Source organism: Sphingobacterium sp. MYb388, from assembly GCF_037479535.1.
Classification (GTDB): domain Bacteria; phylum Bacteroidota; class Bacteroidia; order Sphingobacteriales; family Sphingobacteriaceae; genus Sphingobacterium; species Sphingobacterium anhuiense.
Window position 1 is genome coordinate 856,882 of record NZ_JBBGYV010000001.1, and the last position, 24,263, is coordinate 881,144.

Genomic DNA, 24,263 nt, shown 5'->3' on the forward strand with positions numbered 1-24,263 from the left:
TACAGCATACTTTATTCCTTAAGCTTTACAGATTAGGTTTAATTCCTCTCCAGAAAATGATGTTATTGGTTATTCATTTACTAAGATAAGTTTTTCTGTATAATATAGTTTTATTTGCATTCCGCTACATTTTTGTCAATTTAGCGAACCAATTCAGTATCATTATTCCGCATTTTCCCCTTTTTATACGCTTTTGTTTCTGGTGCTTTTGTACTGATGATCATCTCAGCAGTGTCAAAACAATAATGTCATGGCAAGAGTAGAAAGTTTAATCAAATTAAAAGGAACGATCGGGGATCTTTCCTTTTACAAATCAAATAGTGTGGGTTATCAGGCACGTATGAAAACCGGTGTATCGGGCGACCGTATTGCCAATGATCCAGCATTTGCACGTACTCGTGAGAACGGCAGTGAATTTGGCAGAGCACAGCAGGAAGGCAAAAAGCTACGCGATGTGCTGTTTGAAAATGCGGACAACAAATTTAGCTCCAGGCTGGCGAGCCGGATGTTAAAAGTCATCCAGATGGATCCGGTCAGTGTCCGCGGGGAACGCGTGCTAGTACCGCAGAACATGGTGCTGCTGAATGTTTTTCTTATTCAGGTGAAATGGCAGGGTATGAGGGTTTAGGATATGCAGTGTAAATTCAAAATATTTAGTATAATCGGCAGGTTTTATGAAATCGTCTACTGCAATATTTTCAATATTGATTTTTGTCCATAAACCTTTGTCATTTAAATTTGGAGGTAAAACAGAAATTAGTACCAAACCTTCTTGTTCTGGCAATATAATATTGAAAAGTTCAACTGTACTCGCAACACGATATAATGAATCCATCTTTAAAGTGTATCTTTCTACATTATAGGAGTGTTTCAGACTATCTAATAGGAGGTATTTCTTCTTTCCATACGATGAATGTCCTATTGCACAAATAAAACATACAACTATTGTAATTTTCTTTATGATAATTTGACTATAATTCATCCCTTTTGTTGCTTCCATTTTTTAGATTTTTCTATCGCGTAAAAGCAAAATAAATCATATAGAACCAGCTTAGGATATCATTTAAAATGGCCCATAGGGTTCGCCTGAGCAATGGCTTGGATTTTTAAAATCTTATACCGCGCATATTCATATCCCATTTATCTTTATCAAAACGATTTCCCAAAATATTTTTAAGATATTCGCTAAATTCTGAAAATGACTTTTGCTCAGTTCTGTTTATTACTGTTTCACCTCTTATCGATGGGTTTTCATTCAGATCTATTTTCGTAGCAAAGATATTGATATGGTCTTGTGGGAGGGAAATGCCTAGAATCATTCCAGGCAGACCCCAAAATAAAGAAGGTCCTGAGCGAACGTTAATATCAGGGCAGTAAAAAGCCACAACGTATATCGAATCCATAAAAAGGCCATTAGCGCGACGGCATTCATAGCCCATTATGTCCATTCTTTCGTTTGTATATTTCCATTTGATGTTTTTAGATTTTTCAGCTAAAAAGAAATTCTCTTCACCGAATTGTTTTTTCATGAAGGTCGAATCAGTTTCATTATCACGTAGTACTGCTGAAGTAGGAATGCCAATTAATAGGTCAATAAAGTCCTGTGATTCTTCTTTGTTTACTAGTCCGTAGAAAGTGTGATTTTGATCAAATTCCATCTGATAGGTCCTTATAAGAAAACGATTGTCTTGAAGAGACAATATATAATCACGATATCTAGTCGAACTTGCCTGAGCTCCCAAAAGCTTTTTGGCCCGTTCAAATCTGTTGATTTTGAATTCATATTCGATTTTCCCTTGATCTGCCATGTGGTTATATTGCGCCTTCGAATCGATTGATATCATTATCAGTAAAACAAAAAAAATAAAGTATCGTATCATTTATTCCCCCATTCTGTTTAAGTCCCATTTAAAGGATAATAAGAAATACCTGTTAATTGTCGAATATTTACTTTCGATAAATCCCGTGTTGCCATATACTCTCTGCAGTCCCAAATTCTGATTAAGAAGATCATTCACAGAGAGTTCTGCTGTGAAAATATTTTCCTTCCCGAAGTTTTTAATCAGCGATATGTCCCATAGTAATTGGTTCAAAGTTGTACCAAGTAATTTGTTCTGCGGTTTATAAACATAATTGAAGCGTTGCTCCAATCGGAAGTTCAGTGGAAAACTTATATTGAGGTCTCCATTTCCTTGAAAACCAATTCCTTCAAAGTTAAGGTCTTCATTTTGCGAATAGTTCAGATTTTCAAAAATAGGTCCTGTTCCTAAGTTAAATTGAATTCCTGCACGTTCTTTAAACGTTAAAGTTGGGGTAAATTTGACGGATAGATTACTTAATCTGTTTTCTGTTTTATCCACATAACTATAACTCATACTTTTCTTTCCTTCAAGCTGTAACCATAGATAGTCTTTTTTATTGCTCACTTCCTTCCCGTATGATGAGTTAAACGTATAGTCATAAGTTGACTTCTCGATGTTTATAGGTTTAATGGTATTACGGTCCTCACTAGTTAGAATGGAATAACCGATATCATTATATTTCAGTTTATATTCAAACGAAGCGTTGATTGCTCTTAACTTTTGGAGCTTGAAGTTATGGTAATTTAAAGAAAAACTATTAATAGACCTAGGCTCCAATTCTGTATTACCCGTGTATATATTTAGCAGATCACTGGCGTCTCCGAAAGGCTGGACAAGATAAGAAGTCGGGGAAATATTGGTTTTACTATAGTGACCTTCTATAGTATGGTTTTGACTGAATTTATATTCCAGATCTGCTGTAGGTTGTAAAAAAAGGAAGTTCTTACGGGTTATATTACCTTTAGCTATATCTTTCAGATTGGATCTCTCCAATGATAGAGCAGTTCCAAATTCTGTTGTGAAACCTTTTATGGTCCTCCGATATACAGATTTGAACCTTTTGACCATATAGTTGTATTTAAAGTCGCCTTCTAATATATGAGAATAGAGCGCTTCCTGACTCTCTATATTTGACCTACTACCGCTAATATGGCTCTTGCTCTCGACGCTGCTAATAAGAGCACCCTCGAAAACCGGCTCACTATAGCTAAGACTAAAATCTAAATTATTTTCATGCTTATCACCTTCTGTCTTAAGTTCCGAAACCGTAGACTGTTTTTGGGTATTATTAGTTATTTTAATATAGGTATCTTTGGAGGCCGTTGTAAGACTAGGCTGAAAACCTATAGCTATTTTTCTACCCTCTTTTTTGAGCTTTGTGGACCAATTAACATTTAGGTTGGTTTGAAAAATATCTTCTTTTGAATCATTGCCTTGTTCTATATTTTTGATCACACCCGCCTCGCCAATATACTTCATTAGAGACTTTTTTTGATCAATTTCTAAAGCCCGTTCATGTCCAGCATTGAGAGAAACATAAAGCTTTGAACTTCCTTTATTCTCAAAATTGAGGACAAAATTTTGCTCATGTGACGTTCTTTTGAAGTCCATTGTACTTGTGTTTTCCCTTGGTTGGTCTTTGACATCAATGACCTGATATACTTCCTTATCCCCCTTTACGGTCATACCTTTGACACTTACATTAGTGTTTAGTTTATACTTTTCCCAATCGTTAGAATAACTCATTCCACTGCTATAAACTTTCGGTCTTCCTTCTCCTGTGAATTTCCCTGTATTCCCGTCAAAATCACTACCCAAGCTACCTCCACCACTTGTCATGCTTTTATAACCGATGCCTAATTTTCCCGTGTTGCTCATGACGCCATATCCGAATATCTTTTCCTTACCGTTAAACCTGTTCAACATAAACATATTGTTATAATATCTATTCAGATAACCCAATTGAGCCATTCCGAATACGCCTCTTTTCTTGTCTTCTTTAAGTTTTATATCGATCGTTTTCATTTTGTTATTGTCCTTGATTCCGGTAATTTTTTCGTTTTTACTAGCATCGTCGTAAACCTGAATTTTATCGACCATATCGGAACGAAGGTTTTTCGTAACTAATGTGGGATCATTTCCGAAGAAAGGCTCTCCATCTACCAAAACTCTTTCAATAACCTTCCCATGTGAGAAAATCTGTCCTCCTTTGGTAATTTGCATTCCGGGCAACTGATTTATAACATCTTCCACTCGGGAATTTGGTGCAAGTTTAAGGCTGCTAATATTGTATTCCAAGGTGTCACCTTTGATATTCATAAGGCCTTTTGCAGTAATTGTGACTTCCTCTAGAAAAATAGAGTTCAACGGAAGTTTGATAGCATCTAGTTCCTTTCCCTGGAATAGTTCATCTACACGTAATGGAACAGCCACATCCGTATGTTTAGGATATACGAATACAAGTAAATACGTTCCCTTTTCTAATGGGGCGGGTAAGGAAAATTTACCTTTCTCGTCTGTCCGTCCAAAGGAATGAAAGATAGAATCTTTTTGATGGATAATATTGACAATAGCTCCATTTAATGAAATACCTTCTTCTGTACTTACCTTTCCTGTTATCATTTGTGCATTTGTCTTTCCCATTATAGAAATGAAGACAAAAAGAGCAATTGATTTTATAAAAGTATTAGCTTTCGCCATAAGTTTGAATTATTATTGGATATTGAAAGGAATATGCCGGAGAGACCTGACAATAAAGAGAGATTATTCTTATAATCGAAAATAAGGTTCTTATCCTGATTAAAGATGTTAATAATATCATCTTTAATATCTTCTGATATTTTAATAAACCTCTTGTTAAGTCTTTTTCAATGCTTTCTTTATCAAAGTCTAAAAGACTTTTTTCTAGTGATTTAATAAGGTCATCCATATCAGTCTTATATTTTATTTTATCCCAAAATCTTTCTCGTTTTCTTAGGATTGTAATCCTCTAGCAGAGATTAATGTCTAAATTCTGTCAGCTCTACTGTTAATAAACGTTCCCCCTGAAGATAAACTTTCCAGTCACCAACGAAATTTCATGTTGTGTAAGTAACACTTTTAGGGTCAAATAATGTTGTTATTCGATTTGTAATTTTCAGTCTTAAGAATTCTGTCCAAATTGCGATCTAACCACTTTTCAATATGAGGTTTCAATAAAGTAAACTTATAATCCTCGATCAGAAACTGCTCTAATGGGTTATCGAGTACATTGTTCTCAAAAAAAATAGATATATATTCTAAGTCCTGATTACAATCATAAAGTGAAATCGTATTTTTTACATGATCACCTTTTAATAAAATAAAGGCTTGTTTATTCCACCGATCACTCACACATAGTGATCGGTCACTAAGTGAGATCAATGCGTAAGTATAAAACTTTAAATCAAAATATTTGCGACCAATATTTCTATGCGATTCGTTTCTAATTACGATATTTCTTTGCATGAGAGGGCCTTTCAAAGCACTATAGAGTTTCTTGAAGTCAGTACAGACTAATTTTTCGAACTCTTCTTGAAATTTTTTGAAATTACTCCAATAGTTATCATTTTCTATTTTTTCTTTTTCTTTTTTAGCTTTTATAATAAGGTCTCTTTCAATACTTTCTTGATCAAATATCATAAGCTTTTGCTCAAAGGATTTAATTAAATCATTCATATCTATTTATCCATTTTATTTTATACCTTTTAAGAATGCCTTAAAGCGAGCATTCAATTTTCTGCAAATTGTGGGAAAAATGTTTTATATCCAAGTTTATGTGCTTTTAAACTATTCTGATCTGTTTTCGCTTCGATATGATTTAATATCAATTTCAATGCGTTAGTCATCAAACTTTCCCCCTGAAACGCCGTAAATATTTTCTAGCTCAGCATATTCATTATCAATTACTGATGTGATTGCATATTGATTGCCACTAATAAAAACCTTTTCCATTTAGATTTATTTGTGGCTCAGCAAATGGTAAATTGATATTATGTGCTTTCATATAGGGTAGGAGCTCGGCTTTAAATTTCGTTAGCGCTTCTTCAGCAGATGCTGCAAAGCAATAATAGGTGAAATCCGGCTCTTGTTCTGTCGGATCACCGTCGACATCTAAATAGTTCATATTCTGAGAAAATATATGGTCAGAGGTTTTATCGACCTGTATCTGGTAGAAATCATCTTTACAGTACGCAGCTAAAAAGTAATAATTAAGTTTATTAAGAATCTGATTTTCATAGGGGTCCAAATCAAATTCACATATTTCTCTAGTGGTGTTCACTGTATTTGGGAATAGCTGATTAATGTGGTTCTCTGCCTTTTCATACGTTGAAAATACAGCCTCCAAATTAGTAACATACGCTATGCTTTTATCATTTGTCATAACTGCATATATTTTTGTTGCTTTCATAATCATAACTTTTTAGCTTTTCACAATATCTCCGTTATTATCTTGTATTAAAAAAGGCTTGCCTTTTTCAGTGGATCGCTCCACGGGAACTTCGTCTTTGTATAATGTTTGCTTACCTGTCCAAAATGAAACTTCTATCTCAAAATTGGAATCAGGTAAAGCTGGTAGTGTAAATTGATGTTTCATTTAATGTTATTATTGATTTTCTAACTTCCTTTTAGCCTTTCCTATTAAGCTTTCGTCCATAGGTTTGTGAATCAGGTAGAGAGGATCATTAACATCTTCACCTTTCTTATTCTTAAATTTTCTTGATCTCCTTAATTTCTTGATAGGTTATTATCAGCTTCTTACCATTCCTGAATGGTTGTATGTTACCGACTTTTATTTTATTAGTGCACAGTTGTATATGCTCCAAGAAAAAGAGGATCGGAGGCCTACTTTTCTAATTGCCACTTTAAAAGTACAATCTTTTCTTTATTAAAGCAAATAATTTTCGTTAATATTTTATCATAATACTTTAATATCATAAAAATCGGTTTTGTTCTTCAAATGGTTATGCAATAGCGGAGACCATTACATAATCATTCGACGAAGACTATTTAATTGCATTTTCTCGATTTATTTTTTTAACCTAGTTTCCTTAATGCCCAAGTTATGTCCAATAGGATAGGGTATAAGGGGAACCAATTTAAACCTTAAAAAAATGAAAAAACTTGCAAAGGGGACAACTATTCGTTGTATCCAGGAGAAGGACTGTGCTCGTATTTGAGTGAAAATCAGGTCGACGTTATCAAAAAACCAATTATGATAACACTTTTACCCGCACGATTATTTAAAAAGCTCGATCTAGATTCCGTCGATTGATTTACGCAGATGGGTATGCGGTATGTAGCGCGAGAAAGACCTTTTGAACGATACTATATGTCTGCTGAAGACATTACTTCCATGTTGACTTTTGGAAAAGGTATATCGGATAAAAATATTAAAGCTTTATGGGAACGCAGGAATACCCTTGTGCATGATGGCTGGGATAGCTGGATTCCGATAAGGAAATAACATTTTAATATTGGACTCTATTTTTGATAGAAACAGTCCTTTCCAGCTGTTTCTATTTAAAGCTAATTAGATAGTTTTGTAATTTCTTGTTCTAGCAATACTATACTTGCAAATCTCTTGGTGTAGCAACTTTGAGCCGTACAGAAATATTCTCTTGAGATAGAATGTGTAGCTTTGTCTTTATCTAATAAATATGTGATATAATCTCTCAACGATGAAACAGAATGATACATTAAAGACGATAAGCTATTCGGGTATTTTCCTTTCCTGTTTTACAGATTTTAGTGAAAAATGTATTCATGCAGCACCGGAGCATGTTTTGGTGTACCTGTATTCGGGCGAGCAGATTATAGAGGACGGAAATAAAAGAACTACAATAAAAGCTGGTGAATGTGCATTTGTAAGGCGAAACCACCGATTGACCATGTACAAAAACAGCAAAGGAAGTGAATTATATAAAGGAATTTCTTTGACATTCAACCGGAGCATATTGCGCGAGTTTTACAGCAAGTTTGATAAGGCGTACTTGCCTAAAAGAGTCGTGATTTCTGATAAAAATGTTGTTAAGATTGAACCGAGTCCTGCTATCACTAGTCTGTTTCAATCGCTCACGCCTTATTTTGATGAAAATATAAAACCGACCGATGGTGTTACCCATCTGAAATTGCTGGAAGGTATTTATGCGCTGCTGGATAATTCGGATATTTTTTATCCTATATTATTTGATTTTACTGACCCTTGGAAGATCGATATCATGGAGTTTCTGAACGATCATTATATGGACGACCTCACGATGGAACAGATTGCTGCCTATACGGGGCGGAGTTTGGCAACATTTAAAAGGGATTTTCAAAAAATCAGTAACCTTAGCCCCCAAAAATGGTTGATCAAAAAACGGCTGGAAGCGGCCTACGTCAAACTGAAAGAAGAGGGCAAAAAAGTACAGGAAGTTTATGTGGAAGTGGGTTTTAAAAATCCCTCACATTTTTCTACGGCATTTAAAAAGCAATATGGCGTACCGCCTACAGAAGCTTAAAAATTGAGCTTTAGAGAAAAGATAATTGAGCCTCACAACAATGCTGTTGTGAGGTTTTTGCTTTAATTTTGTATTGTAAATAAAGGAGATATAATGCAAACAGTTGATATTTTTGAACGCTTGCGAAACGGTGAAACTGTACCAGCAGGTGATCCCGAAGCATATAAATTGAGGGAAGCTTCCTTTGCTACAAAAAAGTTGCTTCTCCAGATGAACAGTTCTGATGATCCTGCCGAGGTACGCAATTTGTTATCGCAGATTACAGCAACAGAAATTGATGAAAATACGGCGGTTTTTACACCCTTGTATATCAATTATGGGAAAAATACCAAGATCGGTAAAAACGTTTTTATCAATTTTGATTGTGTTTTTTTGGACCTGGGCGGTATCACGATAGAAGACAATGTGCAGATTGCACCCAAAGTCAGTCTGCTGTCGGAAGGGCATCCGATAGCCGCTAAAGACAGACAATCGCTGGTTCCTGGCCATATTCACATTAAAAGAAATGCATGGATCGGAGCAAATGCGACTATACTGGCAGGCGTGACCATTGGCGAAAATTCTGTTGTCGCGGCAGGTGCAGTTGTTTCAAAAGATGTACCCGATAATTGCGTTTTTGGGGGGATCCCGGCGAAAATGCTGAAGCACATTGAATAGTGATGGAAAGGATGATGTATATGCTGCTATTCCTTTTTACCAGCTTACAGAGCAGTGCCTGTACGCCATCGGAAAATAGGGTTAAAAATGAAATCCAAAAGGACACTCTAGCAAACAAAAAAGCTATGAAATTGAAAATAACTAGTGGAGATAAGGTGGTTATGGCAATTTTGTATGAAAATCCTACTACAAGAGATTTCATTGCCCAACTTCCTTTAACTGTTGATATGGAGGACTTCGCCGGTAAAGAAAAGATATTCTACCCACCGAAAAAATTATCTACAGCAGCACGAAAAGCCGTTGGCGACCCTAAAATTGGAGATATAAATGTATATGCTCCGTGGGGTAATATTGCTATTTTTTATGGCAGTTATTCAGGCTCCCGAGACTTGATCAGGATAGGTAGAATAACCGAGGGTATTGATGCATTCAATGTTACAGGTACTGTAAAGAACGTATATTTTGAACTGGTGGAACAATAGTATGTGAAGGTTAATCTTCATAATTAGAAAAATAAAGTGATGAAAAAACTATCAATTTTAATAGCGGTTTCTTTGATCCTGTTGGGGCAATCGTATGGTCAGACGTTATTAACTCAAAATCAAAAAGAAATGGAAAATCAAGAACATTATACGTTTCAACTGAACGATAAGGTAGAGCGTAAGGAAATTACTTTTAAGAACCGTTATGGAATCATGGTTTCCGGAGATTTATATACGCCGAAAAATGCGGGAACCGAGAAACTACCTGCTTTGGTATTAAGCGGGCCGTTTGGAGCTGTAAAAGAACAGTCATCTGGTTTATATGCAAGCGAACTGGCCTCTAGAGGGTTTGTGACCTTAGCTTTTGACCCTTCTTTTACGGGGGAAAGCGGTGGCGAGGTTCGCGGTGTCGCTTCACCTGATATCTTTACGGAAGATTTCAGTGCTGCGGTAGATTATATTGGACTATTGCCTACTGTTGACCGAAATCGTATTGGTCTAATGGCGATCTGTGGTCTGAGTGGTATGGCGCTTACGGCAGCGACAAGCGATTCGCGGATCAAGGCGGTAGCTACTGCCTCGATGTACGATATGTCCCGTAGTATCAGCCGAAGCTATCAAGACAGTTATACCCAAGAGCAGCGTCAACAAGTTGTCGATTACTTAAGTCAGCAGCGCTGGAAAGATGCGGAGAATGGCAACTATGCAGTGGGGCTGCATGAAGTACCGTTTGATGAAAACGGCAATATGATAAAAGGAACACGTATACTTCCTGAAACGTTGCCTGCTAATCCCGATCCTGTACTAGCCTCTTTCTTTGATTATTATAGAACAGCGCGTGGTTTTCATTCCAGATCTATCAATTCTACCACAGCCTGGACAGCTACAACACCGATGTCATTTTTTAGTTTTCCGATGCATGCAAACATTGAAATGATCGGAGCTCGTGCGGTCATGCTTGTTGCTGGAGAAAATGCGCATTCGCGCTATTATTCTGAAGATGTTTATAAAATGATTTCAGGGCCAAAGGAACTGGTTATAATACCTGGTGCCGATCATGTCGATCTATACGATAAAAAGGATAAAATTCCTTTTGACAGATTGGAAACGTTTTTTAAAGATAATTTGAAATAATACTATCAATTCCTTACGGGTCAATTTTTTTACAAGACTGTCTAACAAAAGGCAGTCTTTTTTTGTTGCTTATTGAAGTAAATAATTCCTGCCTTTACTTTTCAGGGTAGCTTGTTTAGAAACAGTCCTCTCCAGCTGTTTCTATTTAAAGCTAATTAGAGCAGTAGCTTTCTAATTTCTTCTTCCGGTAATCCAGTATACTCCGCAAATATACTGATGCTGACATACTGGTTTGCTTTCAGTCCGTAGCAATCGCGTATAGACTGGAAGATTTTGTAGGTGTGTTTTTCTGTACGTCCTAATATAACCGCCGCTTCTTTGGGGTATATGCATAAACGATCGTTATTTTTCATGTTATCCTGGTTTTTAGAGGGATGATCTTTTGATAATCAGATCATCTGGATTGTTCGTGATTTGTTACTCCCGCAGACAAACATATCCTATCAAACCACCTGTTAAGCAGGTATAAAGCATAAATCAAGCACGCATAAAGCTTATTTTGCTATGTACAGTATGCGCATAGGCTAAGTGCGTGTTAAGTGCGTGGTAAGTGCATGAAACATACTGTTTTTACACTGTATCTATGCTCTATCTACGCTTTATATACGCTTATGCCCTGCTTGATTACTAGGTAACGTCCAAGTTTAAAGCATACTTTATTCCTTAAGCTTTGCAGATTAGGTTTGATTCCTCTCCAGAAAATGATGTTATTGGTTATTCATTTACTAAGATAAGTTTTTTCTATAAAAAATAGTTTTATTCTCATTTCGGTACATTTTCGTCAATTTATTACGCCAATTCAGTATCATTTTTCCGCATTTTTCCTCTTTTATACGCTTTTGATCCTAGTGCTTTTTTACTGATGATCATCTTAGCAGTGTCAAAACAATAATGTCATGGCAAGAGTAGAAAGTTTAATCAAATTAAATGGAACGATCGGGGATCTTTCCTTTTACAAATCGAAAAGTGTGGGTTATCAGGCACGTATGAAAACCGGTGTATCGGGCGACCGTATTGCCAATGATCCAGCATTTGCACGTACTCGTGAGAACGGCAGTGAATTTGGCAGAGCACAGCAGGAAGGCAAAAAGCTACGCGATCTGTTGCGTGATGTGCTGTTTGAAAATGCGGACAACAAATTCAGCTCCAGGCTGGCGAGCCGGATGTTAAAAGTCATCCAGATGGATCCGGTCAGTGTCCGCGGGGAGCGCGTTTTAGTACCGCAGAACATGGTATTGCTGAATGGTCTGGAATGTAATCAGCGCGCCAGTTTAAAAAATATCACGTTAAAACCGCTGTCGGTTTCCTTCGACAATTTTAGTGGTGAAGGTTTTTTAACATGTGAGCAACTGATTCCGAATCTGCATATCGCCAAGCTGAGCGGAGCAACGCATGTGCAGTACACGTTGGTGCTGCAGGAGTTCTCGGGAGATGAAACCGATCAGCGTCCTGTGATCCAGCGGTCTGCTTATATCATGCTTGGTGAAATGCAGCCCATGGATCTGGATATTGCGGCGACTATTGTTCATGATCCTGATAAAAGTGTGATGGTACTGGTAGGGACAGGGTATTATCAGCTTGTGAACGGTGCTTATTATCCATTGGCAAATGGGCAGTACAATGCGCTGACCATTCATCAGGTCGTGATACCGTAACCTAATTTAATCGTGTATTGATGGGATATCTTCAGGAGGCCGTTCGTTATTGATGAACTTGTGCCTCCTGATATATCCTTTCATCTAAAAAGAACTTCTTATTCTTTTTAATCAATCAAAAAATGTCAACAAAAAAAATCTTGCATCTCCAACGGATTTATGGGGAGCAGGGAACGAACGGTACACTTACTTTTGAAGGTGAGGTCATCTGCCGTACTATCGAATTACCCTGGCGCAATAACCTGCCAAGGCTCAGCTGTATCCCGGTAGGGAGTTATAAATTGGAAAAACGAAAGTATACCAGACATGGAGAGCAGATCGGAATTCCTGCTGTACTGGGACGCGAAGCGATATTGATCCATGCGGCCAACGATGCACAGAAGCAGTTATTGGGATGCATCGCTCCGGTCACTACACTGACAGGGGAAGGTTGCGGTACCGAAAGTAAAAAGGCTCTCGCAAAATTGAAGTCTCTGGTTTATTCGCTTTGGGATATGGAGCAGGACGTGTTTTTACATATTAAGTAGTGACGTAGTGAAGGAGTAACGAAGTAACAGAGTGACGAGTGATGTGGTAACGGAGTTAAGAGTAATAGTTTCTAACCTACTAACAATTAAACAAATGAAAAATATAATTCAAAAAATAAGCCGTGCGCTACAGGTGGTGCTTATGGCGCCGATTAAACTGCCGGGCAAGGCATTAAATATTATTAAATACATCGCACTGGGTCTTGGTGTGGTGGAGACCGTAATGGATGATAAAGATAAAAAAGGAGTGGGGAAGTCGCCACCAGCTGTACCTATCGTGCAGCAGGAAGAAAAGGAGGTAAGGGATGAAATGGAATGATATCCGGATAGGCACTATCGGGGGTACTTTGTGTTCAATCTGGGCAAGCTTTTCTTTGGGGGATCTCCTACAAACAGCCTTAATGGCTGTGGTGGGTACGGTGGTGAGTTTTGTGACAAGTAAGCTTTTAGGGAGAGTACGGCGAGGTAAAAGCGACTAAATTCTTCTCCTTTTTAAATGAGCAGAGATCAACTTTAAAGGTTCTCAATCTAAAGGGGATAGCTTTTTGCTATCCCCTTTTTATTTTAAATAGATACGCTATTATTATTTATTACCATCTTGTTTTGGTACAAATGTTACTCTCTTTTCTTCTGGATTATAGTACATTTTTGAGAACATTTCTACAAAACGGAAAGTGCAAAAATTAAAATCCATTATATGTTCTTCGCTGATAACAAAATCTTTGAATATGTGATTGTTTATAACCAAAGTGTCTAGTGTTTTAAACTTTTGCTTGATAATGGATTTCATGCCAATTGGAGAGTTATTAAAAGTAACTAATTTTCATTAGACCCTTTATCTTGACGTTTTGATGTACAGTATTTTTAAGTTTCTTATCGTTTCCTCTTTTTTGTTTAGTCATCCAAAAGTTTTGGGTGCATTTTGATTTTCTACTGTACTACTTCAATCCATTTTGCTGCTTTATAAACAGCAGGTCTGCTATAGCTTTCAATGATATAACAACTTTATTTAAAAAGAACTACTCTTTAAATAAGTTATAAATGCAACAATATTGCTTTTGGAGTTTTCAATCAGTACATTTGTATGCATAAGAAATACACATTTATCATATGAAACGTAGTCAGCGCTTGTTCGCATTAATTTTTTTATCTGTCCTAACAGTGGTTGCAAACAACTCCTGTCGGACGGTTCCAAACAGAAATTTGTTATCAAAAAAAGATGACAGCTCCATACTTCGCTTGCGAGATTCTATTTTGCAGGCGGGACTTGATGGTGAAGCTTTGTACACCATTCTTGGTCACATTAAGCCTATGAGCAGCGTTGTGGCTTTTAACTTTCCAATTGGCAATCGTGATAGCAGTAAAAGGCTGGAAGGGAGTATTGTAACGGGTGAAAAACAGTTTCGTGAATTGGATACACTTCACCAGATTCAGCAGGCGTTAAATTTGATTCAGATTCCTGACCTTAAATTTGTTCTTGTTCCTTATCGATCGGGGTACAGCTCTTCACGGGTACTGCAAGTGACCGTGTTACGTATTTCTGCTGTAGACAGTGTGCTCAGTGCAAGAAAATCGTTCTTTGGACAATATGGTTTTGTGCCCGGTACGGATCCTGCAGTGCTCCTTACGGTCAATGAGTACGAAAAACGTTATGAAAGGCTTCGCGGGTATGGCTATTTATTTGGCTATCCGGACTATGCGGTAGATTTTTTCGTTAAAGCTTTTCAACAATCGGATAGCACAGGTATACATGTTGAAAGAAACTTTTTTCAAATTCCGACTTACGCTCGTGAAACCGGTAATTTTGTATATGCGTACCCCAAAGACCAGGTGCCATCAGCTATCGATTCGGCAATTTATAAAAGTGCAAAACATGTTTTAGAAAATTATAAAGCATTACGTGGGCATTATTTAAACCAAGATAGTACAGTGCGAGCTTATGAGTTAATCCAAGATCATGCTAAAGCACTGAACAAAAAGAAAAGGAATGACTAAAGGTTCCACAAAAGTAGGGTTATTGGGTGCGATTGCTCTTGTTGTTGCCAATATGATCGGAACAGGAATTTTTACAAGTTTAGGTTTTCAATTAGAGGGTGTCACTTCTGTATTTCCGATTATGCTTTTGTGGTTTATCGGTGGGCTGACTGCTTTCTGCGGAGCGGTCAGTTACAGGCAGTTGATTCGCTATTTTCCTGATTCTGGAGGAGAGACTTACTTTGTCAGCCAGCTCTACGGTAAGCAGGCGTCCTATCTAACAGGGGTTATCACATTAATATTTGGATTTTCTGCACCAATTGCGTTATCTGCGCTCGCGTTTGCAAATTATTTAATACCCACAACGTTATGTAATGCCACAATTTTGGCCTCAGCACTGGTTATCGGTATCAGTGTCATGCATTCCATCGATATTCGTACAAGTAGCCGTTTACAGTCCATCTCTTCAGGTTTTAAGGTGGTTGTGTTACTGATTTTTATAGGCTTTGGATTGAGTGCCGGTAATCAAGGAGCTGTGCGGATCCAACCGAGTGAGCGTGATATGGATGCGATATTTACGGTGCCCTATATGTTATCATTAATGTATGTTCACTATGCATTTTCGGGATGGAATGCAAGCGTCTATATCTTCCGTGAAATTAAACAGGATACGATCTTATACCGTTCTTTATTTTTGTCTGTGGCTCTGGTCACAGTCTTATATATGTTGCTGAATTACGTGTTTTTGACTTCGTCCGGTATAGCACAACTTAAAGGCGTGGTCGAAGTAGGGGAAGTGGCTGCAAAAAATATTTTTGGCAGCACAATAGGCCGTGCATTTTCTGTTGTCATCGCGCTACTGCTTGTATCGGGGATCAGCGCAATGGTCTGGGCTGGTTCTCGTGTTTCGATGAAGGTCGAAGAACTTTTTAAGGGAACTATTTCTGCCGTTGAAATCCCCAGGAAGCATATCGTAATCCAGGCGCTTGTCAGTATTTTATTTATCTGGATTGTTAATTTTGAAACAATTCTTGCGCTCACATCGGTCGTCTTATCCTTGTGCTCGGTTTCGGTAGTGCTGGGATTGTTTATTCATGATAAAAGACAGGGAGATCGGGCAGATTTATCATTATTTGTTAAAATCTGTGCGATAGGCTATTGTTTAGTCATCAGCACTTCCAACCTTTATCTCTTTTATGCTGCTGTTATGGCTTATGTTTAAGAAATTACAAATGGAAGCATGTTTTTTGTATGCTCCCATTTGTAATCCTTGATCTAAAAATTAATTCCAACGCTCACTTGGTAGGAGGTTCGTTTATCAAATGTTTTGCTTGAGGGTTTCATTAAACTTCCCTCAGCCTGAATATAAAGTTGCGGTAGCTTATTTTCCTGCACCTGACGCGAATAGCTGACCGGAATGTGTAAGCATAGCGCATCGCTCTGCATCCAGGCTAGATCATTATTTTCGAGCTTCGTTACGGTAGGATATTTAGGGAAATTTCCTTTATAATGATAGTTTGCACTGATGCGCTGACGATAGGATGTCTGTAAACCGATCATTAATCCTTGTTCGAGGTGGGAAGATAATACGATTTGTCTCTCGGTGCCTAATTGATATAAAAATGTTTCTGATTTTTTATTACTACCGGGGATGATATAGCGGTCGTCAATCTTTTCATATTGGATACCCCCATTAAATTTCCATTTATAGCCAACATTTTTCTTATGTAAGAATGTATAGTTCAGACCACTGATTGTCGTGCGGTAAGTGGATCTGACATCTTTTGATAAGATATCCCAATAATTTTCCTCCTCACGGTTGACACGTTGTAATACATATTCGATACCGTTCATATCGCGCTGATAAAAGGTTGCATTTATGCGATGGAGCCGTACGTTATCTTCTTTGAATAGGGAAGCGTTTGCGGACAGAATTTTTCGTGATACAGAACCCATAGGCATCGGACTGCTGTAGGAGCTGTTGACATCTTCTACTTCCCATTTGTAACGGCCGCTGAGAAGAACGCGGACCGATCCACTGTATTCATAGTGCAAACCTAGCCCCCTGGAATTGCCCATATAGTTATACAATCCACTTCCTCCAAGTGCAGCTGTGGAATGCCCCAGACCCATAACGGTATAGTATTGTTGGTTGACATAGGTATTGACCAAAGATTGAGCAGACTCTTCTTTCGTATCTTGATATATAAAACTTGTTCCAAGATGGTGTTTGCCTAAATGGTACATGATACTCGGACTCAGGTAGAGGGAGTAATAATAATTTTCGGCTCTAATATCACGCTGTTTTGCTCCGGATGAGGCTTTATATTGGCTTTCTAATCCAAAAGTCCAGCGATCTTTGTATCTCGGGGAAGTTACAGCAAAGTCCAAAGTATAATGTTGTTTGCGCCAATCACTACAGTTGGTATCTGCAACTAAAAAAGGCATTCCTCGGTAAGGATCGATAAGTGAAGCATTAAAATCGACCTCATTCAATTGCTGCCGTTTATATTTAAATCCACCTTCCAAATAGAACTGGCCGAGGTTTAAATTACCGCGAGTGGCGATTGTTTGTTCATTTGCTGATCTAGCTTGCTGGGGACGCCTGAAATCTCCTTGATCAGAACGATGTGCAAGGTATAAGGTGGAATAGTGTAGCACTGAATCTAACGTCAATGCCGCTGCAACTCCTGTATGTTGCCAAAGCCGTCTGCTTTCATTTAAGGAAACGGATGAAGGTTCCAATGAGTTGGGGCTTTTTTGTGCACGTAACTGCGTACCGCTTAATGTTGCGATCAGTGTTAAATAGACTATTTTAGAAGATATTTTCATTTTTTATTCATTGCTATGTGATCGTAATTTTTTAGCTTAATTCGCATGGCTCCAGTTCGGTTTTTTTTCGCCATTTCTTCTGAATTGAGGAGCGGTATTGCGTTCAAAGTCGTCCGTACTATTATTTGTATCCATGTAGAAAGGTCGGCCATCTTCTTTTTTCTCCCTGACTTTACGGGCCACAGCCTGTCCGATATATGTCGCTCCGACGTATGTCATACCGGCATCCACTTGAGCAGGAACTCTTTTGGCTGTGATCATATTGGCATTGTGCCCTGCCTCCACAGCATCTAAAAGGTAGCTGCGCGGTATTTTGGCAAAAAGTTGGGTACCTGTGGTTCCAAGATTTCTGGTCCTGAGGTTTATATTGTTTACAGGATCCCAGTTTGATGCCTCTGGTATGCGGAAAATAACGTATGCCGCTCCAAAGACCGAGGTCAGGTATTGCGGAACAGATCCTTTGGATGAATTGCCATTATAAAATACGTGCTGCATATCCAATGCTGGCTGATTGGGGAAATTGGGATTGTCCATGTTAAATTCAAATTCAGCTGTCGAACAATCGATTGGTGATGAAGGGTTGTATTGTGCGAGTTTATGGTTTGCTGCAAATTGGGCTATATGAATGGATTCGCCAGGAAGTAGGGGATATTCTTTTCCTGTACCAGGAATTTTCCAAACGCGGTCACCGTAAACGTATTTGTCTCCATCCTCAGTCGGCCATACAGGTAATACTTGGGTGGCTATGGTCGGAGTCAAAGTTGCAAAGTGTAAACCGTCTAAGTAAATAGTTTCCTCTGAATTGTTGTATATTTCATAAAATTGATCCCTGAAATAGAAAGGTGCTGACCCTGAGTAATAGATCTGACTAAATACTAAAGGGCTCTGTTTGAGTCCGCTTACAGCTAGATTGAGCTGCTGGTCATTTTTTACAATACCATAATTGACCACACCTGCATTTAAGTAATATGAATCTTCAAGATCATCCTTTCGCAACCCGGCGATGTTGATGCTATATAAGCCCGGGGGAAGGCTATCCATAAGGAGCTGACCGTGAGCAATGGTTCCGGATCTTACGATTCCCTCTTTAAAATTGGTGAACTTGACCGTTAATCCGTCCAAATTTGAAATTGTTGGTATGGTTGATGTTGTTTTGACTTGAATTTTGTAATACTGGACAATCGGTGTATCCAGTGCCGAATTGATTTTTTTACATGAACCAAAGAGTAATAGGATACTAATGGCAAGCCCTATATAGTTTTTAACTGTTGACATGATCTGATTTTTATAAATTATAATTTGAAAGAGAGTTCCATCCCAAAGTAATAGGGAACATTTCTTTTGTAATAATATCCTTTTACACGTTGTGATGATGCGATCTGATAGTGTCTGAACATGTTGTTTGCAAAGAATGAAATGCGTCCAAGATCTGCGATCTCTTTACTGATATTGATATGAAAAGAAAGGAGCGGACTGAATGACTCGCGAATGGCATTTAACCGGTCGATATTACGCATTAAGGGTTTAAATTCGGGGTTTTCGCTTTGCGCAGGATCAAAATCATAAACTTTTCCGTCGAATTTTGAGATATACTTAATGGGGATAGAATCATTTCCAAACGTGTTCCAGTTACTTTCGTTCCAGATGACCTGGGTACGCAGTGTCACGACAAATCCTATTTTGGGGATATTGTGGGTAGTGGTCAGTGTGGAAGTCATAGACTGCTCATAAGAACGGCTTATGTTGGGATCATAAAGGGCAATATGTGTTCGTCCAGCACCACCAGTTGTGCTATTGTCGTCAAAATAATGATAATCATTGGAGTAGCTTTCGTTACGGATCCAAGCACCGTTCAACGCAAATTCGGTCCGGATATTTTCAAATCTTCCGAGAGAAAAGTCAATTTCAACTCCCTTGGTATTGATCTGCCTATTGTTGGTGGGCATATTATATTTTGCCAATACAGGGTTGTTTGCCGCTACTTCATAGATGGGCTTACTGTTATCACCTGTCCGCTTATATTCCATATAACTGACGGGTTTAAAAGAGTTTTGAGTGAGTCCCATTGCATAGCCATTTCTCAAATGGTCGCGAAAGGCGGTTATTGAAAATTTCTTTTTACCCAAAAACAAATCTGTACCGATTTCGATACGTTCATTTGAAGCGATGTTAAGGTTCGTGTTTTTCGTCTCAAAACTTCGTGTTGTGGTCATAAAAATTCGCTCTTCTTCTGCGAGATATGAATCTGCCATCTCGTTGATATTGATGTACTCAAAATAAGCAGCTTGCGGGTAGAGGTAAAGAAGGCTGGGACCCTTTGCTAATTTACCATATGCAGCTCGAAAATTAAGTGTACGCGGAACCAGTTCATAGTTTAGATTAATACGTGGGGACAAAGCTTGTTTATTGGTCGAAAAAACATCATATCGAATTCCTGCCGCTATCGCTAATTGGCGTTCGCCGAGATCCATGGAAAACTGATTTTCAGCATAGGCACCAAACTGGTTAAATGCAGGAATGTCTTGAAATGCCCGAGGTCGATAAGTCGAGTTTACGTAAGACAGGTTGCGGTAGGGCGGTGCTGTTGGTGAAAAAACAGTTCCCTTTCCGAAATTCTTATTGATTCGATAATCGGCACCTATTGACCACTTATTTTGAGTATTTCCGATATTATTGAAAAATGTTGCTTTCGCTTTTAAAAAGGTACTGAATTCTTTGCCGTAAATATTGTACATACCGAGATAAGTACTGGGCAAGTAATGTGCATAATGATCTGTAAGTGTCAAACTTTGAGGGTTTAGAAGATGACCATCGACATCATAAATCGGCATTCCGGGTTTGTTTGTGAGCACAGTCCCGTCTTCTTTGGTCATGGAATAGGGGGCTGTCGCTGAAGTCTGCTGTTCCTGTGCAAAGGCGGTTTTGTTGGTGTAAGCAATGTTGGCGACATAGTTGATGTTTTTAAGCCACTTTGCAGTGAAGGAGAGGTTTCCTTCTGTATTGAAAGATAAGCCCAGATCACGTCCGTTGGAAGCTTTCATGGTTACGGCATCATCCGGATTTTGTCTACGCGTATCTTTTCCGAAAAGTACACTTAAAGTTGAGTTTGTACGCAATCTTTTATCAAAAAAAGAATTGCTGTATTGGCTGTTCGCATTGAACCGCTGATAACTCAGGTACGATTGTACCGGATCATTGGTATTCTTGGCATAGTCTAAAGCGATATTTAATGCACCGGCATCTTTTCCAAGTAAAAGACCTTTTGAGAGGGATAGTTGGTATACATTCGGGTTGGTCTTTGCATTGATTCTGAAAGGCGCTTGTCCAGCCTGCGTTTTGACGATGACCAGTCCGTTGGTAATATCACCGTGCTCAACACTTGGCACACCACGTATGATCTCGATCGATTCGATATGATCGACTGCTAGTAGTCGCGTATCAAAACCGCCGCTGGGGTTAGCTCCGCCGGCTAAGGGTGCCGTATTTCCGGCGACAGTAGCGGAAATAGTCTGGAGATTGGCATTGTTGTTCATTGGAGCACCGTTTAACACGATACCGGTGCCAAATGCATTTGCGTTACTATTTGAACCGACCACGTTACGGATGTTGATCTGTTTACTACCGGTTAGATCCTGATTGCTGACCGTTCCGCCAGGTAAAAGCGCCATGACATCAGCCAAACTATTTGCCTGTAGATGATCCAGTGCGTTGCGCGAGATCAGGGAAGAAGTACCATTATAGCTGTTTTCATTTTTTGCAGTTACATCCGCTTCTTGCAGTCTGAAATTTGTGGCTCGAAGTACAAATTCAAGATGGGGTACTTTACCTGAAAAAAAAACTACTGTATCGGAAGTAACTCTTCCAACATAGGATACATTTATTTTCAGTTGTCCAGCAGGAATGGCAGAGAAGCTGAAGTTTCCATTGTGGTCTGTTGTGGTGCTAAGTCCTATGTTCTGAATGGCGACTGTTGCATTCGCCAGCGGTTTTTTGTTTGCTCCGTAATCTTGCGAAAAGATTGTTCCTTTAATTTGATGGGATTCTTGTGCAAAAACGGAAGTGGAATTTAAACCTGCAAGAACTACCACTAGACTGGGCAGATGCTTAAATTTTTTAACGATCATTTTTATTCGGCTAAGTTTTGACAAATATAAAGGTATATATTGTAAATGCAACTAAATTGCTTTTAGAAAATTGCTGATTTTTATTAAAATGCTTTTTACAAGATTATTGAATAGAAAATATGGAATTATGATGCTCCTCTAGCGGAGTCAGATTAAGGTAACATAGAAACAAGTGAAGGAGTGACGGAGTAACAAGTGATGGAGTAACGAAGTAGCAAAGTAGTGAGTAAAGTAGTAACTAGGGGAAATAGCTTGCTAAATAACCTAATAACAATCTCACCTCATAACTTTTGTAATAACTGAATATGATTAAATACATTGCGCTGGGGCGGGCTGGAGATTGTAATGGATGATAAAATGTATAGATAAAACTTATCTTTTTGTATTTCTAATTGATAATTACTTTCTAGGGCGGGATTTCTTAAGTAATTTTGTTTTTCTAAATTTTATGATAATTTTGATCTTAATTATTATACATACCTAATTATTAATCAATAAAATGCAACCAGTAGAGGAAAGGAAAAGGGTTAAGGAGCTAATTGAAGGGAATACTGAAGCTTTTGAAGACTTATATCATCGTTATAGACCCTTAATCTATACCGCTATTTTTAAGTTGATAAAATCGCACGAGTTGAGCCAGGAAATCTTTCAGGATGTGTTTGTTCGAATCTGGAATCAAAGAGACAGACTGGATCCTGATAAATCCTTTAAATCTTATCTCTATATGATTGCTCAAAACCTGGTTTATGATCATTTGAGGCAGTTAACGGCCAATAGAAAGAAATTAGATACATTTAAGACTTATTACCTGAAAACCTCTGGAAATGATACGGAGAATGCCCTCGATCTTAAAGAAACTCAAGCTTATTTAGATAAAATATTAGAACAGGTTCCTGAAAAATGCCGTCAAGTATATATTCTTTGTAAATTGGAAGGAAGAAGTTATGAAGATGTCTCTAAACTGCTCAATATTTCGATTGCTACAGTAAATAGTCATATTGTTAAGGCATCTCGTATAATAAAAAAGAATTGGAAATCAGATTATTACACATTAATTTTATTTTTTTACATTTTTAAGTAATTGGTTTTTTGTTACGATTCGTATTAGGTACAATCAATAACAATAAACCATTGCGTGAAAAAGAATTAAACCAATTATTCGCAAAATTTTTGCGGAAAGAATGTACTGAGCAAGAGTTGGATCTTTTGTTTGGGTATTTTGCTGACGACCAATATGAAGGAGAGTTAAAAAAACTCATCGAATCGAACTGGTCGCATGAATTAAGTAATGATCTTGATTTTCAATTCAAAATGCGTCAATCATTTTTGAAAACAGATGCCTATTTAAGCAAACAGATAAACCGTTCCGAAGAAAAAGGATTCTTCAAAAAAAATATCAGATGGATTTCTTATGCTGCAGCTTGTTTATTACTTGCAAGTTCAGTTCCTATGTATAAATTTTTCTTAAAAGAAGACGGAATCTCTTCTGTCGCTTCAAGCTTATCAGAAAAAAAATCTATTCAATCGAAGCTTTTGTTTGCCAATGGTGATGTGGTCTATTTAGATACAATAGCCCATGGTCCAAAACTCCTCTATGAAAATCAAGAAGCCCGGATCGAGCAATTAGCAGTCGATAAAATCCAAGTTAACACTAAAAAGGGAACTGAAGAAAAGGGTATAGAATGGGTAAGTCTTGATGTTCCTAAGGGTAAGCACATGGAAGTATTATTGGCAGATGGTAGTGTAGCCCTGATCAATTCAATGTCGCAGTTTAAATTTCCAATGATCTTTTCTGATGATAATAGAGGGACTGAACTCGTTGGGGAAGGATATTTTGAAGTAGCTCATAATAAAGAAAAGCGATTTCTGGTGAAGACACCAAATCAATTAATCCAGGTGTTTGGAACGAAATTTAATGTGCGCAATTATTTAGATGAAGAAGCAGTTTCTACAGCATTATTTGAAGGTAAAGTATCTGTAAAAGTGATTGAAGGCGATCGTATTGGGTTAGAACGTATGCTTAGACCTGGCGAGCAGCTGGATATCGAGAAAAACCACATGCAAATAAAAAAGCAAGCAATTGTTGATCACGACGAAATATTGGGCTGGACGACAGGCAAGTTTATTTATAACAATACGCCGTTAAAAATTATGCTGAAAGATCTGACGCGTTGGTATAACGTGGAGGTGGACTGGGATACTGTGCCCGACCTACGCTTTCAAGGGACAATTCCGCAAGAACTTACGATTGAAGAGGTTGTGGAAGTTCTAAATGAAGTAGGTGGCCTTAAGATAAAATTAATAAATAACCAATTAACTTTTAAAATATGATTATGCTAAAAAACAAACACGATTAAAGAAAGGAATCGGATGTGGTACCAGCACATCCGATAATGCCAGGAAATTAAAAAACGAATCTTATAACCTAACCTTACAAAAGTATGAATTTAAAAATTCTATACAAGAAATTGTATTATGCGGTCTATTGCCTAAAA

23 protein-coding genes are annotated in these 24,263 nt (G+C 37.9%); 13 read left to right on the forward strand and 10 right to left on the reverse strand.

Going from position 1 to position 24,263, the window contains the following annotated elements; genetic code table 11:
• Window positions 1–250 precede the first annotated feature (250 nt).
• Window positions 251–628, forward strand: coding sequence for a hypothetical protein (locus tag WH188_RS03865; protein WP_132771249.1), 378 nt, complete (start codon window positions 251–253; stop codon window positions 626–628).
• Here WH188_RS03865 and WH188_RS03870 read toward each other — a convergent pair.
• The 6 genes from WH188_RS03870 to WH188_RS03895 form a co-directional block, all read right to left on the reverse strand.
• A complete protein-coding gene (locus tag WH188_RS03870; RefSeq protein ID WP_339423318.1) occupies window positions 557–1,000 on the reverse strand; it encodes a hypothetical protein in 444 nt (147 codons plus the stop codon). The genes WH188_RS03865 and WH188_RS03870 overlap by 72 nt on opposite strands.
• 106 nt (window positions 1,001–1,106) lie before the next feature.
• Window positions 1,107–1,880, reverse strand: a complete 774-nt coding sequence (locus WH188_RS03875) for a GLPGLI family protein (RefSeq protein WP_132771251.1) — start codon at window positions 1,878–1,880, stop codon at window positions 1,107–1,109.
• On the reverse strand, window positions 1,881–4,562 hold the full coding sequence (locus tag WH188_RS03880; RefSeq protein WP_339423319.1) for a TonB-dependent receptor: 2,682 nt from the start codon (window positions 4,560–4,562) through the stop codon (window positions 1,881–1,883).
• Window positions 4,563–4,967: 405 nt separating this feature from the next.
• Complete coding sequence (locus tag WH188_RS03885; protein WP_132844831.1) at window positions 4,968–5,558, reverse strand: hypothetical protein; 591 nt, start codon at window positions 5,556–5,558, stop codon at window positions 4,968–4,970.
• 256 nt (window positions 5,559–5,814) lie between these two features.
• Window positions 5,815–6,291 (reverse strand): hypothetical protein, encoded by a 477-nt coding sequence (locus tag WH188_RS03890; RefSeq protein WP_339423320.1) that lies wholly within the window; start codon window positions 6,289–6,291, stop codon window positions 5,815–5,817.
• Between the two features lie 12 nt (window positions 6,292–6,303).
• The gene (locus WH188_RS03895) at window positions 6,304–6,477 is read right to left on the reverse strand and encodes a hypothetical protein (RefSeq protein ID WP_165905935.1); all 174 of its coding nucleotides are present in this window, start codon (window positions 6,475–6,477) and stop codon (window positions 6,304–6,306) included.
• Between the two features lie 693 nt (window positions 6,478–7,170).
• On the opposite strand from WH188_RS03895, the gene WH188_RS03900 reads away from it, so the two are divergent.
• The 5 genes from WH188_RS03900 (at window position 7,171) to WH188_RS03920 (ending at window position 10,656) form a co-directional block, all read left to right on the forward strand.
• Window positions 7,171–7,347 carry a hypothetical protein gene (locus WH188_RS03900; RefSeq protein ID WP_339423321.1) on the forward strand — a complete coding sequence of 59 codons (177 nt, stop codon included), beginning with the start codon at window positions 7,171–7,173 and terminating at the stop codon, window positions 7,345–7,347.
• Window positions 7,348–7,561: 214 nt separating this feature from the next.
• A complete protein-coding gene (locus WH188_RS03905) occupies window positions 7,562–8,383 on the forward strand; it encodes a helix-turn-helix domain-containing protein (RefSeq protein WP_339423322.1) in 822 nt (273 codons plus the stop codon).
• A 93-nt stretch (window positions 8,384–8,476) separates the two neighbouring features.
• The gene (locus WH188_RS03910; RefSeq protein ID WP_132771257.1) at window positions 8,477–9,040 is read left to right on the forward strand and encodes a sugar O-acetyltransferase; all 564 of its coding nucleotides are present in this window, start codon (window positions 8,477–8,479) and stop codon (window positions 9,038–9,040) included.
• A 131-nt stretch (window positions 9,041–9,171) separates the two neighbouring features.
• Window positions 9,172–9,522: a cyclophilin-like fold protein gene (locus WH188_RS03915; RefSeq protein WP_165905936.1), complete on the forward strand. Its 351-nt coding sequence runs from the start codon at window positions 9,172–9,174 to the stop codon at window positions 9,520–9,522.
• A gap of 39 nt (window positions 9,523–9,561) precedes the next feature.
• Window positions 9,562–10,656, forward strand: coding sequence for an alpha/beta hydrolase (locus WH188_RS03920; protein ID WP_132771259.1), 1,095 nt, complete (start codon window positions 9,562–9,564; stop codon window positions 10,654–10,656).
• 155 nt (window positions 10,657–10,811) lie between these two features.
• Here WH188_RS03920 and WH188_RS03925 read toward each other — a convergent pair whose 3' ends face one another.
• Window positions 10,812–11,009 (reverse strand): hypothetical protein, encoded by a 198-nt coding sequence (locus WH188_RS03925; protein ID WP_132771260.1) that lies wholly within the window; start codon window positions 11,007–11,009, stop codon window positions 10,812–10,814.
• Between the two features lie 543 nt (window positions 11,010–11,552).
• Here WH188_RS03925 and WH188_RS03930 point away from each other — a divergent pair.
• The 5 genes from WH188_RS03930 (at window position 11,553) to WH188_RS03950 (ending at window position 16,034) form a co-directional block, all read left to right on the forward strand.
• The gene (locus tag WH188_RS03930) at window positions 11,553–12,311 is read left to right on the forward strand and encodes a hypothetical protein (RefSeq protein WP_132771261.1); all 759 of its coding nucleotides are present in this window, start codon (window positions 11,553–11,555) and stop codon (window positions 12,309–12,311) included.
• Window positions 12,312–12,433: 122 nt separating this feature from the next.
• The gene (locus WH188_RS03935) at window positions 12,434–12,838 is read left to right on the forward strand and encodes a DUF5675 family protein (RefSeq protein WP_045756394.1); all 405 of its coding nucleotides are present in this window, start codon (window positions 12,434–12,436) and stop codon (window positions 12,836–12,838) included.
• Window positions 12,839–12,932: 94 nt separating this feature from the next.
• Window positions 12,933–13,157, forward strand: coding sequence for a hypothetical protein (locus WH188_RS03940; protein ID WP_132771263.1), 225 nt, complete (start codon window positions 12,933–12,935; stop codon window positions 13,155–13,157).
• A 791-nt stretch (window positions 13,158–13,948) separates the two neighbouring features.
• A complete protein-coding gene (locus WH188_RS03945) occupies window positions 13,949–14,833 on the forward strand; it encodes a hypothetical protein (RefSeq protein WP_339423323.1) in 885 nt (294 codons plus the stop codon).
• Window positions 14,826–16,034 (forward strand): APC family permease, encoded by a 1,209-nt coding sequence (locus tag WH188_RS03950; protein WP_339423324.1) that lies wholly within the window; start codon window positions 14,826–14,828, stop codon window positions 16,032–16,034. The genes WH188_RS03945 and WH188_RS03950 overlap by 8 nt, the downstream gene beginning before the upstream one ends.
• A 53-nt stretch (window positions 16,035–16,087) precedes the next feature.
• Here the strand turns inward: WH188_RS03950 and WH188_RS03955 are convergent, their stop codons facing one another.
• From WH188_RS03955 to WH188_RS03965, 3 genes are read right to left on the reverse strand one after another with little or no spacing between them, the layout of a single operon-like run.
• Window positions 16,088–17,644, reverse strand: coding sequence for a DUF6850 family outer membrane beta-barrel protein (locus tag WH188_RS03955; protein ID WP_339423325.1), 1,557 nt, complete (start codon window positions 17,642–17,644; stop codon window positions 16,088–16,090).
• A 36-nt stretch (window positions 17,645–17,680) separates the two neighbouring features.
• Window positions 17,681–18,919: a DUF4876 domain-containing protein gene (locus WH188_RS03960; RefSeq protein WP_339423326.1), complete on the reverse strand. Its 1,239-nt coding sequence runs from the start codon at window positions 18,917–18,919 to the stop codon at window positions 17,681–17,683.
• A gap of 17 nt (window positions 18,920–18,936) precedes the next feature.
• A complete protein-coding gene (locus WH188_RS03965; RefSeq protein ID WP_339423327.1) occupies window positions 18,937–21,768 on the reverse strand; it encodes a TonB-dependent receptor in 2,832 nt (943 codons plus the stop codon).
• Window positions 21,769–22,267: 499 nt separating this feature from the next.
• Between WH188_RS03965 and WH188_RS03970 the strand changes: the two genes are divergently transcribed.
• Together WH188_RS03970 and WH188_RS03975 are read left to right on the forward strand one after the other, a co-directional pair.
• Window positions 22,268–22,849, forward strand: coding sequence for an RNA polymerase sigma factor (locus WH188_RS03970; protein WP_168125998.1), 582 nt, complete (start codon window positions 22,268–22,270; stop codon window positions 22,847–22,849).
• A gap of 8 nt (window positions 22,850–22,857) precedes the next feature.
• Window positions 22,858–24,099, forward strand: coding sequence for a FecR family protein (locus tag WH188_RS03975; protein ID WP_339423328.1), 1,242 nt, complete (start codon window positions 22,858–22,860; stop codon window positions 24,097–24,099).
• Window positions 24,100–24,263: the final 164 nt, after the last annotated feature.